This window comes from Streptomyces sp. NBC_01013 (assembly GCF_045162765.1).
GTDB lineage: Bacteria > Actinomycetota > Actinomycetes > Streptomycetales > Streptomycetaceae > Streptomyces.
Genome location: NZ_CP108687.1, coordinates 5,645,060 through 5,658,289, shown reverse-complemented (window position 1 = coordinate 5,658,289; position 13,230 = coordinate 5,645,060). Strand labels below are relative to the sequence as shown.

Sequence of the window (13,230 nt, the reverse complement as noted above, 5' to 3'; positions counted from 1 at the left end):
GAAAGGAAACTGCACCGACTATGACCCCTCGTCTCAGTGTCATCGTGCCGATCTACAGCGTGGAGCAGTACCTGCCCGCCTGCCTGGACTCGCTGGCTGCGCAGACCCTCAAGGACCTCGAAGTCATCATGGTGAACGACGGGTCCCCCGACAACTCCGCCGCCATCGCGGCCGAGTACGAGGCCCGTGACCCGCGGTTCCGGCTGATCACCAAGGAGAACGCCGGCCTGGGTGCCGCGCGGAACACGGGGCTCGGACTGCTCGCACCCGAGAGCGAGTTCATCGCGTTCGTCGACAGTGACGACATGATTCCGCCGGACGCCTACCGCCTCATGCTGGCGAGCCTGGACGAGAGCGGTTCGGACTTCATCACGGGCAATGTGCTGCACATCAACAGCACCAAGGTGTGGCAGTCCCCGATGCACCGCATCCTCGCCGGCGGCGCCGTCCAGCGGACGCATGTGTCGGTGAACAAGAAGCTGCTCAACGACAAGATCGCCTGCAACAAGGTCTTCCGGCGTTCGTTCTGGGAAAAGCACGAGCTGGCCTTCCCCGAAGGGGTGCTCTACGAGGACGTTCCGGTCATCGTGCCCGCCCAGTTCCTGGCCGAGGCCGTCGACATCATCAGCGCTCCCACGTACTACTGGCGGTTGCGCGAGGGCGAGGGTACCCCGTCCATCACCCAGCGCAGGACCGAGCCGAAGGCCGTACGCGACCGGTCCACCGCGGTGGAGTCGGTGAGCCGCTTCTTCGGCAGGCAGCCCGGGGAAGAGGCCGCGACGCTGAAGCGCGAGTACGACAGCACCGTCCTCAAGGGCGATCTGCGCATCTTCCTCAACGTCCTTCCTGACGGGGACGAGGACTTCCGGGCCGAGTTCCTGCGCGTCATCAACCAGTTCCTGGACCAGGTCGATCCGCAGGTGGTCATGGAGCTGACCGCCGTCCAGCGCATCAAGTGGCTGCTGGTGCGCAAGCACGCCATGACCGAGCTGGTCGAGCTGATCAACTCCGAGCGCCGCGGAGACCCGATCGAGATCGCCGGGCGGCTCCGGAAGTACGCGAGCTTCAGCGACCTGGACACGATCGCCGCCCTGATACCCAAGCGGGCGCGAAGGATCGACCCCGACCTGACTCCGCGTGCTCCGCTTCAGAAGGTCACCTGGGAGAACGGGAAACTGCGGCTGTTCGGCCATGCGTGGATCGACCGGATCGACCAGTCGACGAAGCGCAGCGCGGTCAAGGTCCTGGCCCTCAAGAAGAACGGCTCGCGCCGGCGCACGGTGCTGCCCCTGCGCAACGTCTACAGCCCGGAGTGCACCGCACTGTCCTCCCGGAAGCAGTACAACTACGACTGGGCCGGCTGGGAGCTGCTGTTCGACCCCGCAAAGCTCCGCAAGGGCGGCCAGTGGGTGGAGGGAACCTGGCACGTGGGCCTCGGTATCGCCTCCGCGGGGCTGGTCCGCAAGCGCGCCGTGCACGCGAGTGGAGCGGGTGAGGCCAATCACTCGCCGTACGCGTGGCTGGACGAGGACTTCCGGCTGCTCCCCCTCACCTCCACGGGTGCGCTGAAGCTGCGTGTCGAGCGGGTACGCGCCCTGATCACCGGCCACCGTGGCGTGGACGAGAACGTGGAGATCGAGGGTGAGATCCGCGTCCCGCTGAAGACAGGCGAGTCGGTGCACCTGGAGGTCTCCAACCGCAAGAGCGGCGAGGTCATCTCCTACCCCGCCGTCCTGGAGACCGCTCAGGGCGGCCGCGCCGCCTTCCGGGTCGTCGTGCCGCTCCGGGACATCGCGCTGCTGCCCGAACACCAGGACGTCGTCGATGAAGGAAACGCCGCGGAGGGTGGCAATCCGGCATTGGCCTCGCGGCGGAACTGGAGCACCGAGCTGGTCGCCACCACCCCCGAGGGGACGGAGCGCCGGTTCGGCACAGTGGTCCGTGACGGACTGGCCGACCGCCAGATCCGCCTCCCCGCAAGCGTGGCCCCAGGGGCTGAACGGAACGAACTCGCGCTGCTCGCGGGGAACAACGGCTACCTGAAGTTCTCCGGCCGCCCGCTCCAGGCCAAGATGACGGCGGTGCGGCTGGTCGACGGCGAGTACGTGGTCCACGGTTCCACGCCGGCCGATCTGAGCGACCCGGTCCTCCTCATCAAGGCCCGTGACTTCTTCGACGAGAAGACCGTGCCGGTGCAGGTCTTCCCGGACGGCACGTTCGTCGCCACGTTCACGCCCTCGGCCATGCCCGGGCCCAACGGCCCCAAGCCGCTGAAGAGCGGCCGGTGGAACTTCTACCTGCGGTCCGGGGACGGGCGCCCCGACCTCCCGTTCGTCATCGACCGACTCGCCGTGCCGGCCTTCCCGGTCTCGGGAGAACACGCAGGCCGCCAGTACCACTTCGAATCCCGCTGGCACGACTTCCCCCAGCTGCAGTGTCCCTCGGACCTGACCATCCTCGAACGCGGCCGCTACCGGCAGGACAGGTTGTACCGCGAGGTGTACGAGGCCGGTCGCAAGGAACCGCTGCGCGACTCCGTGCTGTACATCAGCTACAACGGCAAGCAGTACTCCGACAGCCCTCGGGCCATCCACGAGGAGCTGCTGCGGCGCAACGCGGACGTTCAGCACCTGTGGCTGGTCAGGGACGGACAGGTGGACCTCCCGCCCACGGCCGAGAAGGTCCGCTTCTGGGGAACCGAGTGGTACGACGCACTGGCTCGCTGCCGGTACATCGTGACCAACGCGCATCTCCCCCACTGGATCGAGCGCCGGCCGGGGCAGGTCATCGTCCAGACCTGGCACGGCACCATGCTGAAGAAGATCGGCCTGGACATCAGCGCGCCGAAGTTCAACCCCCAGTACCACGCCCAGCTCCAGCAGGAGTCCCGCAGTTGGAACATGCTGGTGTCCTCCAACCGCTTCAGCACCCCGATCCTCAAGCGGGCCATGGGGTACGAGGGGGAGATCGTCGAAACCGGCTATCCACGCAACGACTACCTCTACGCGCCCGACCGCGAGACCCGGGCCAAGAAGATCAAGGCAGGGATCGGACTGCCGGACGGCAAGAAGATCGTGCTCTACGCCCCCACCTGGCGCGACGATCTGGCCCACCGGCAGGGTCAGTTCAAGTTCGACCTGCGGCTGGACATCGAGCAGGCGCGGGAGCGGCTGGGCGACGATCACATCCTGCTGATCCGCCGCCACTCCAACGTGGTGGACAGCATCCCCGGGGCAGGGAACGGGTTCGTCTTCGACGTGTCCGAGTACCCCGACATCGCCGATCTCTACCTCGTCGCCGACATCATGGTCACGGACTACTCGTCCGTGATGTTCGACTACGCGCACCTCAGGCGGCCGATGCTCTTCTTCACCTACGACCTGGAGCACTACCGGGACAAGCTGCGCGGCTTCTACTTCGACTTCGAGAACGAGGCACCCGGCCCGCTGATCAGTACGTCCGAGGAGCTGATCGGCGCCATCCTCGACATCGACGAGGTGGTGGCCGAACACGAGGAGCGCTACGAGGAATTCCACAGGCTCTTCTGCGACCTCGACGACGGCCACGCCTCGGACCGCGTGGTGGACCGCATGCTGGCGAAGGCCAAGGAGCTCGCCGACGAGCGCTGACCGCGGTCAGGGCCCGGGACCACGCAGAACGCCCGGCCGGAAAACCCGGCCGGGCGTTCTGCGTGGTCACCAGCAGTCCGGTCCTACGCGAACGGGTCGAACTCCTGGTACTCCTTGCTCACGTCGTCGCGCTCCGACTCCCGGTCGCGACGACGCTGAGCCGCCGGACGCGGCTCCTCCAGGCGGTGGTCCTCGCCGCGGCGGCCGAGCATCTCCGCACCGGCCGTCACCGTCGGCTCCCAGTCGAAGACGACGGCGTTGTCCTCGGCACCGATGGCCACACCGTCGCCCGCCCGGGCACCTGCCTTGCGCAGCGAGTCCTCGACACCCAGCCGGTTCAGCCGGTCCGCGAGGTAGCCGACGGCCTCGTCGTTGTTGAAGTCGGTCTGGCGCACCCAGCGCTCCGGCTTCTCGCCGCGCACCCGGTAGATGCCGTCGTCCTCCAGCACCACGGTGAACCCGGCGTCGTCGACCGCCTTGGGGCGGATGACGATACGGGTCGCCTCCTCCACCGGCTTGGCGGCTCGCGCCTCGGCGATGACCGCGGCCAGCGCGAAGGAGAGCTCCTTGAGGCCGGTACGGGCGACCGCCGAGGCCTCGAAGACGCGGTAGCCGCGGGCTTCCAGCTCAGGCCGGATCATGTCGGCGAGGTCCTGGCCGTCCGGGATGTCGATCTTGTTCAGGACGACGATGCGGGGCCGGTCCTCCAGCCCTCCGTACAGCTTGAGCTCCTCCTCGATCATGTCGAGGTCGGAGACCGGGTCGCGGTCGGATTCCAGCGTCGCCGTGTCCAGCACGTGCACAAGCACCGAGCAGCGCTCGACGTGCCGCAGGAACTCCAGGCCGAGGCCCTTGCCCTGGCTGGCGCCCGGGATCAGGCCCGGTACGTCGGCGATGGTGTAGACGGTGCTGCCCGCGGTGACCACGCCCAGGTTCGGGACGAGGGTGGTGAACGGGTAGTCGGCGATCTTCGGCTTGGCAGCCGACAGAACCGAGATCAGCGAGGACTTGCCGGCGCTCGGGTAGCCCACCAGGGCGACGTCGGCGACGGTCTTGAGCTCCAGGACGATGTCCCGGCTCTCGCCGGGCTCGCCGAGCAGCGCGAAGCCGGGCGCCTTGCGCCGGGCGGATGCCAGCGCGCCGTTGCCGAGGCCGCCGCGGCCGCCCTGACCTGCGACGAACATCGTGCCCTGGCCGACCAGGTCGGCCAGCACGTTGCCCTCGGCGTCGAGGACGACGGTGCCGTCCGGCACGGGCAGGACCAGGTCCTGGCCCTCCTTGCCGGTGCGGTTGTCGCCCGCGCCGGGCTGGCCGTTGGTGGCCTTGCGGTGGGGGTGGTGGTGATAGTCGAGGAGCGTGGTGACGGCCTGATCGACGATCAGGGTCACATCGCCGCCACGGCCGCCGTTGCCGCCGTCCGGGCCGCCGAGCGGCTTGAACTTCTCACGGTGAACGGAGGCACAGCCGTGGCCCCCGTTACCCGCGGCGACATGCAGTTCGACGCGGTCCACGAAGGTGGTCATGGGTGGTACCTCCAGTTACATACATGCAGAAATGTCTCGCTCGTGCGCTCCTGTAGGAGCAACACGCGAAAGGCGGACCCACTTCCCACAACAGGAAGTGAGGTCCGCCTCCACGTCATACCGCTCGACGAGCGCCGAAAATCAGCCGGCGATCGGAACGATGTTCACGACCTTGCGGCCGCGGTGCGTGCCGAACTCGACCGCACCGGCGGCGAGGGCGAACAGCGTGTCGTCGCCGCCACGGCCGACGCCCGTGCCCGGGTGGAAGTGGGTGCCGCGCTGGCGGACCAGGATCTCACCGGCGTTGACGGCCTGACCGCCGAAGCGCTTCACGCCGAGCCGCTGAGCATTGGAATCGCGCCCGTTCCGGGTGGACGATGCGCCCTTCTTGTGTGCCATGTCTCCTCAGTCCCTTACTTCGCAGCCGCGGGGATACCGGTGACCTTGATCGCCGTGTACTGCTGGCGGTGACCCTGGCGACGGCGGTAGCCGGTCTTGTTCTTGTAGCGAAGGATGTCGATCTTCGCGCCCTTGTGGTGGTCCACAATCTCGGCCTGGACCTTGATGCCGTCCAGGACCCACGGGTCGCTGGTCACGGCGTCGCCGTCGACAACGAGCAGGGTAGAGAGCTCTACCGTGTCGCCAACCTTGGCGGTGGGAATCTTGTCAACCTCAACGATGTCGCCGACAGCAACCTTGTGCTGGCGACCACCGCTGCGCACGATGGCGTACACGCGGATCTCACTCTCACTCGAAGCGGAAACCTCTGATGCCAGCCGCTCACACGGGTCCGGGGACCCGTGATGATCCGGATTGGACGAGCGGCCTCTCCCGTACGAGCGGGAGGTCAGTGCTCAGAGGTGTGGCGAACAAACGCCGACGGTCAAGATTACGGGGACCTGTACAGCCCGGTCAAACCGGCCCCCGATCCGGGCCGGACTTCAGGCCCCGGCGGCCCGGACGTACTCGGCGTAGGCCTCCCGGATCCCGTCCGGGGGCAGGTCCAGATGCTCCAGGATCGTATAGCGGCCCGGCCTGGTGCGGGGGGCGAAACCGACCACCTGGACGAACTCCTCCGCGCTGAACCCGATCTCCTCCGCCGTGACCGGCAGGCCGTGGCGCCGCAGCGCCCGGGCCATCCGTACGGACTCCTGACGCGCGCCGCGCAGGTGCATCGCGAACGCCGCGCCCAGACCGCACTGCTCCCCGTGACTCGCCGCACGCTTGGGGAAGAGCAGGTCGAAGGCGTGGTTGATCTCGTGGCAGGCACCGGAGGCGGGCCGGCTGTCCCCCGCCACCGACATCGAGATGCCGGTCAGCACCAGGCCCTCGGCCAGCACCTGGAGGAAGCCGTCGTCCCCGAGGGACCCGGGGTGGCGCAGCACGGCTTCGCCGGCCTGACGGGCCATCGCGGCGGCCAGGCCGTCCATGTCCTCGCCGTTGACCCGGTGGGCGAGCTCCCAGTCCGCGACGGCGGAGATGTTGGAGAGCGCGTCGCCGATCCCGGACCGCACGAAGCGGACCGGTGCCTCACGGATGATGTCGAGGTCGATGACGACGGCGATCGGGTTCGGGACACCGTACGAGCCGCGGCCCGCGTCGTTGTCCAGCGTGGCCACCGGTGAGCACAGACCGTCGTGGGACAGGTTCGTGGCCACGGCGACCAGCGGCAGCCCGACGCGCGCCGCGGCGAACTTCGCACAGTCGATGATCTTGCCGCCGCCGAGACCCACGACGGCGTCGTACCGGCCGGTCCTCATGGCATCGGCGAGCTTGACGGCATCGTCCAGCGTCCCTCCGCCGACCTCGAACCACGAAGCACCCGGCAGACTGTCCGCGAGCCGCTCCCGCAGTGCCCGGCCGGAACCCCCGCTGATCGCTATCGCGAGCTTGCCCGAGCCGGAGATCCGCTGATCGGCGAGGACCGCCGCCAGGTCGGCCAGGGCGCCGGCGCGGATGTCGACGACGACCGGCGCCGGGATCAGCCGGGTCAGTACTGGCACGCGATCTTCCTGCCCTTGGCGAGGTCCTCGTGGTTGTCGATCTCGACCCACGTGACGTCGCCGATCGGTTCCACGTCGACCTTGAACCCGCGGTTGACGAGTTCCTGGTAACCGTCCTCGTAGTAGAGGTCCGGGTCGCGCAGATACGTGGTCTTCAGGGCGTCGGCCAGCTCCTCGGCCGCGTCACCCTCGATGAGGGTGACGCCGATGTACTCGCCGGTGGCCTCGGCCGGGTCCATCAGCTTCGTGATCCGCCGAACGCCCTTCTCGGGGTCGACGACGACCTTCATCTCCTCGTCGGCGAGCTGCTTCACCGTGTCGAGGGCGAGGATGATCTTCTTGCCCTCACCGCGCGCGGCGAGCAGCGTCTTCTCGACGGAGACGGGGTGCACGGTGTCGCCGTTGGCGAGGATCACACCGTCCTTGAGGGCGTCACGGCCGCACCAGAGGGAGTAGGCGTTGTTCCACTCCTCGGCCTTGTCGTTGTCGATCAGCGTGAGGGTGACGCCGTACTTCTCCTCAAGGGCGGCCTTGCGCTCGTACAGGGCCTCCTTGCGGTAACCCACGATGATCGCGACCTCGGTCAGGCCGACCTCGGCGAAGTTGCCGAGGGTCAGGTCGACGACGGTCAGGCTCTCCTCGTTCCCTTCGGGGCCTACCGGCACCAGGGCCTTGGGAAGCGTGTCGGTGTAGGGGCGCAGACGTCGGCCTGCGCCGGCCGCCAGGATCATGCCGATCATGAGGGTTCTCCTTGGTCCTTGGTGCGGATGGCTCGGGTGGGGGCTGCGTGCGGGGCGTCGCTCAGAGCTCGGTGGCCACGAACGTGCGCAGCCAGGTACGGAAGTCCGGGCCGAGGTCCTCACGCTCACAGGCGAGTCTGACGATGGTCCGCAGATAGTCGCCCCGGTCACCGGTGTCGTAGCGGCGGCCGCGGAAGACGACGCCGTGCACCGGGCCGCCGAGCCTCTCGTCGGCGGCCAGCTGCTGCAACGCGTCGGTCAGCTGGATCTCGCCGCCGCGGCCGGGCTCCGTGTCCCGCAGCACCCCGAAGACGGCGGGGTCCAGCACATACCGTCCGATGACCGCCAGATTACTGGGGGCGTCGGCGGCCTCCGGCTTCTCGACCAGTCCGGTGACCCGGACGACGTCGTTCTCCGGAGTGGGCTCCACCGCGGCGCAGCCGTACATGTGGATCTGCGCCGGCGCGACCTCCATCAGCGCGACGACGCTGCCGCCCTCGCGCTCCTGGATCTCCACCATGCGCGCCAGCAGCGGGTCACGCGGGTCGATCAGGTCGTCGCCGAGCAGGACGGCGAAGGGCTCGGAGCCCACATGCGGCTCCGCGCACAGGACCGCGTGACCGAGGCCCCTCGGGTCGCCCTGCCGGACGTAGTGCATGGTCGCCAGGTCACTGGATTCCTGGACCCGGTCCAGCCGTTCGCCGTCACCCTTGCGGGTCAGCGCCGACTCCAGTTCGTAATTCCGGTCGAAGTGGTCCTCCAGAGGACGCTTGTTGCGACCGGTGATCATCAGCACGTCGTTCAGCCCCGCGGCGGCGGCCTCCTCCACGACGTACTGGATCGCCGGTTTGTCGACCACCGGCAGCATCTCCTTGGGCGTCGCCTTCGTCGCCGGGAGGAATCGGGTACCGAGCCCGGCTGCGGGTATGACGGCCTTCTGGATCCTGTGCATGTGCGGGGACTTCCGTGTGGGGGCGGGTGCGACCGGCGCCGGAACGCAGCAGGCCGGCCCCGTGGAGGGACCGGCCTGACTGCGTCGCGCGCGGTGCGAGGAGATCAGACCTCGTCGGTCGAGGCCGTGACGGTGCTCGACGACTGCTCGGCCGCCACCGTCTTCTTCGCCGCCGCCTTCTTGGCCGTCGTCTTCTTCGCGACGGTCTTCTTGGCCGCCGTCTTCTTGACCGCGGCCTTCTTGGCCGTGACCTTCTTCGCGGTCTTGCGGGCCGCCTTCTTGGCGGGTGCCGGTTCGGCCTCCGCCTCGGTGGCGGACTCCGGCTCGGCAGCCGTCACCACGACGACCTCGGCGTCCTCGGCACCTGCGGGTGAACCCGCGGGCGCGGTGGCCTTACGGGTCGCCCGGCGCCGGGCACGCGGAGGTGCGGCCGGCTCCTCGGCAGGGGCCTCGACGTGCGGCGCCTCGACGTGCGGCGCCTCGACGACCGGGTCCTCCGCGGCGACGGGGTCGGCATGGGACACCGGCTCCTCGGCGACCGGGGCGGGCTCCGCGGCGGGGGCCGGTTCGACGACCGCGACGGGCTCGGCGGCCGGTGCGGGCGATCCCGCCGGGGCGGTCGCCTTGCGGGTCGCCCGACGGCGCGTACGGCCCTGCGGTGCCTCGGCCGGGGCCTCGGTCACCGGGGTCTCGGCCACCGGCTCCGGCGCCTCGACCGGCTCCACGACGGGCTCCGGTGCCACGACCGGCTCGGCCGCGGGGGCCGGGGCGGACGCGGACCTCGGGGCGCCGGCCGGAGCCGTCGCCTTACGGGTCGCCCGGCGACGGCCACGGCCACGCGAGGCGGCCGCCTCCGCCTCGGCCGGGCTGCTGTACAGCTCCTCGTCCGGGACGAACTCCGGCTCGGGAAGCGCCAGCGGGGTGGCGACCTCCGCAGCGACCTCGGCCTCGGTCTCGACGTCGGTGTCCGTCTCGGTGAGGTGCTCGTGGTCGTGGTCGTGTTCCTGGCCCGAGCCGCCACGGCGCTTCTTGGACCGCTTGCCGCTGCCACCGCCACCGATCGAGGTGGGCTGCTCCATGTGCACGATCACGCCGCGCCCGTTGCAGTGGACACAGGTCTCGGAGAAGGACTCCAGCAGGCCCTGGCCGACCCTCTTGCGGGTCATCTGGACCAGGCCCAGCGAGGTGACCTCGGCGACCTGGTGCTTCGTGCGGTCGCGTCCCAGGCACTCCAGCAGACGCCGCAGCACGAGGTCCCGGTTGGACTCCAGCACCATGTCGATGAAGTCGACGACGACGATGCCGCCGAGGTCGCGCAGCCGCAGCTGCCGCACGATCTCCTCGGCCGCCTCCAGGTTGTTCTTGGTGACGGTCTCCTCGAGGTTGCCGCCCTGACCGGTGAACTTGCCGGTGTTGACGTCGACGACGACCATCGCCTCGGTCTTGTCGATCACCAGCGAGCCGCCGCTCGGCAGGTAGACCTTGCGGTCCAGCGCCTTCATGAGCTGCTCGTCGATCCGGTACGTCGCGAAGATGTCGACCTCGGAGGTCCACCGCGACAGCCGGTCCGTCAGGTCGGGCGCCACGTGCGAGACGTAGCCGTGGATGGTCTCCCACGCGTCGTCACCGCTGACGATGACCTTGGAGAAGTCCTCGTTGAAGATGTCGCGGACGACCCGGACGGTCATGTCCGGCTCGCCGTAGAGCAGCGTCGGCGCGTTGGAGCTGCCGCTGCTCTTCGACTTCTTCTGGATGTCCTCCCACTGCTGCTGCAGCCGCTCGACGTCGCGTCGCAGCTCGTCCTCGCTCGCGCCCTCCGCGGCGGTACGGACGATGACCCCCGCGTCCTCGGGGACGATCTTCTTGAGGATGGTCTTGAGCCGGGCGCGCTCGGTGTCGGGCAGCTTGCGGCTGATCCCCGTCATCGAGCCCTCGGGCACGTAGACCAGGTAGCGGCCGGGCAGCGAGACCTGGCTGGTCAGGCGGGCGCCCTTGTGACCGATCGGGTCCTTCGTCACCTGGACGAGGACGGACTGGCCGGACTTGAGCGCGGTCTCGATACGGCGCGGCCCGTGGGCCATGCCGAGCGCCTCGAAGTTGACCTCACCGGCGTACAGGACGGCGTTGCGCCCCTTGCCGATGTCGACGAACGCGGCCTCCATGGACGGCAGGACGTTCTGGACCTTGCCCAGGTAGACGTTGCCGACGTAGCTGGTGGCCTGCTCCTTGTTGACGTAGTGCTCGACGAGCACGTTGTCCTCGAGGACGCCGATCTGGGTGCGCTCGCCGTTCTGGCGGACGACCATGACACGCTCGACGGCCTCACGACGGGCGAGGAACTCCGCCTCGGTGATGATCGGAACCCGGCGGCGCCCCTGCTCGCGGCCCTCACGGCGGCGCTGCTTCTTCGCCTCCATACGGGTCGAGCCCTTGATGGACTGGACCTCGTCGAAGCCGGTGCCGGGCTCGCGCTCGGCTTCCTTCTTGCGGGGCTCGCGGACCTTGACGACCGTGCGCTCCGGGTCGTCCGTGCCGTTCTCGGCGTCGGACGACGCGTCACCGCTGCGGCGACGACGGCGACGGCGCCGACGGCTGCTGCTGGATCCGGAGGCGGACTCGTGGTCGTCCTGCTCGTCGTCGCCCTCGTCCTCGGACTCCTGAGCGGGCTCGTGCTCGTCGTCGGAGCGCTCGGGGGCCTCGTCGGCGTGCTGCTCGGCGGCGTCGTCCTCGGCGGACTCGCCACGACGGCGGCGGCGGCCACCGCGACGGCGACGGCGCGACGGGCGGTCACCGTATTCGTCGGTCTCCTCCCCGTCCTGCTCGACGTCGCTCTCGTTCTCGGGCTCGTGCTCGTCCTCGGCCTGTTCCTGGACCGGAGCGGCGGCCGGGGCGGGTGCGGACACGGGCTCGGCCTCGGCGGCCTCGCCACGACGGCGGCGACGGCGGCGCGAACCACCCTGCGGCGCGGCCTCGGCGGGGGCGGCCGTCTCGGCGGGAGCGGTCTGCTCCTCCACCGTCACGGCCTCGTCCTCCGGCTCCTCGTCGAGCGGGGCGGGGGGCTGGGCGGCGGCGGCCGCGGCGGCCGTCTCCGGGGTCTGGAACATCGGCTCGGCGAAGACCGGCGCCTGGAACACGGCGACGGCGGGGCGCGTCGCCCTGCGGCTCTTGCGCGCGGGCTCCTCGACCTTGCCGGTGAACTCGGGGCGGCCCGCCGCGGCGGTGGCCCGACGGCGCTGACGGCCGCGCGGGGCCGCCTCCTCGACCTCGGCGGTCTCGGCGGCCAGCTCCTCCACGGCTGCCTCGGGCAGGCTCTCGCCCGTCTGTGTCTCGGTCCGCTCCTCGACGGCCTCCGTGACCTGCGGGGCACCCGCGGGAGAGGTCGCCTTGCGAGAGGCGCGACGACGGCCGCGCGGTGCCTCGACGGGCTCCGCAACCTCTTCCTCGGCCGGCGTCTCGACGGCGACCGCCGGCTCGGCTGCAGCCTCGGTCCGGGCGGCCTGCGGCGCACCGGCGGGGGCGGAAGCCCGGCGCCGGGTACGGCCACGCGGCGCCTCGGCGACGACGGGTTCGGCCACGGCGGGCTCCACGGCCTCCGCCGCGATGGCCTCCTCGACGATCTCGGCGACCTCGGCGGCCTGCGGCGCACCGGCGGGCGCGCTCGCCTTACGGGATGCGCGACGACGGCCACGCGGCGCCTCGACCGGCTCCGCGGCCTCTTCCTCGACCGGTGCGGCAGCCGCGGCAACGGGCTCCACGACCTCGGCGGCCTGCGGCGCACCGGCCGGGGAGGTCGCCTTACGGGATGCGCGACGACGCGCACGCGGCGCCTCGACCGGCTCCGCGGGTGCTTCCTCGACCGGTGTCGCGGCCGCGACGACCGGCTCGACGACCTCCGCGGCCTCGGCGGCCTGCGGCGCGCCGGCGGGGGCGGTCGCCTTGCGGACGGCGCGACGGCGTGCACGCACGGGCGGCGCTGCTTCGGCGGTGTTCTCGGTGCTGGCTTCCGACACTCCGGCGTCAACGACCGGTATGGCCGAGCCCTCGGCTCCGGCCTGCACACCCGTCGTGGGCGGGCCCGCCGGGCGCGATGCCGCGCGGCGCCTGCGGCGCGGCGGCAGCTTGTCGCCAGGGGTGTTGTTGTCTTCTGCGTTCCCGGCCGTGCCGGGTTCGGTGGGCTGAGGCATGCGGGCGGTTCTCCCGTCGGGCTCCCGGGCGCCGCACCTGATTCCGGTCCGGCACGGTCCGCGTGTGATACGCGGTACCGCCGTCCGGGGCGCGGGCGCCGCACGGGGGCTGAATGTCTGGCTCGCCGGTTCCGTACGCGGTGTGCGTACGGCCTGGCGAAAGTCTTATGGGTCAGCGCGCGGCCCGGCCCAGGTGGCT

General features: G+C 70.2%; 8 protein-coding genes. 1 reads left to right on the top strand and 7 read right to left on the bottom strand.

Annotated features, from left to right (window positions below; genetic code table 11):
- Positions 1-20 precede the first annotated feature (20 nt).
- On the top strand, positions 21-3,629 hold the full coding sequence (locus OG538_RS24555; protein WP_406097001.1) for a CDP-glycerol glycerophosphotransferase family protein: 3,609 nt from the start codon (positions 21-23) through the stop codon (positions 3,627-3,629).
- 83 nt (positions 3,630-3,712) lie between these two features.
- On the opposite strand, the gene obgE is transcribed toward OG538_RS24555, so the two are convergent.
- From obgE to OG538_RS24520, 7 genes are all read right to left on the bottom strand, one after another.
- On the bottom strand, positions 3,713-5,152 hold the full coding sequence (gene obgE, locus OG538_RS24550) for a GTPase ObgE (RefSeq protein ID WP_406096999.1): 1,440 nt from the start codon (positions 5,150-5,152) through the stop codon (positions 3,713-3,715).
- Positions 5,153-5,293: 141 nt separating this feature from the next.
- Entirely contained in the window at positions 5,294-5,551 is a 258-nt protein-coding gene (rpmA, locus tag OG538_RS24545; protein WP_018103204.1) for a 50S ribosomal protein L27, read from the bottom strand.
- 14 nt (positions 5,552-5,565) lie between these two features.
- Positions 5,566-5,886: a 50S ribosomal protein L21 gene (gene rplU, locus OG538_RS24540; RefSeq protein ID WP_018551604.1), complete on the bottom strand. Its 321-nt coding sequence runs from the start codon at positions 5,884-5,886 to the stop codon at positions 5,566-5,568.
- Between the two features lie 207 nt (positions 5,887-6,093).
- Positions 6,094-7,155, bottom strand: coding sequence for an iron-containing alcohol dehydrogenase family protein (locus OG538_RS24535; protein ID WP_406096996.1), 1,062 nt, complete (start codon positions 7,153-7,155; stop codon positions 6,094-6,096).
- Positions 7,143-7,895, bottom strand: coding sequence for a sugar phosphate nucleotidyltransferase (locus OG538_RS24530; protein ID WP_406096994.1), 753 nt, complete (start codon positions 7,893-7,895; stop codon positions 7,143-7,145). Before OG538_RS24530 ends, OG538_RS24535 begins: the two co-directional genes overlap by 13 nt.
- A gap of 61 nt (positions 7,896-7,956) precedes the next feature.
- The gene (gene galU / locus OG538_RS24525) at positions 7,957-8,847 is read right to left on the bottom strand and encodes a UTP--glucose-1-phosphate uridylyltransferase GalU (RefSeq protein ID WP_406096992.1); all 891 of its coding nucleotides are present in this window, start codon (positions 8,845-8,847) and stop codon (positions 7,957-7,959) included.
- A gap of 104 nt (positions 8,848-8,951) precedes the next feature.
- Entirely contained in the window at positions 8,952-13,031 is a 4,080-nt protein-coding gene (locus OG538_RS24520; protein WP_406096990.1) for an Rne/Rng family ribonuclease, read from the bottom strand.
- Between the last annotated feature and the right edge of the window lie 199 nt (positions 13,032-13,230).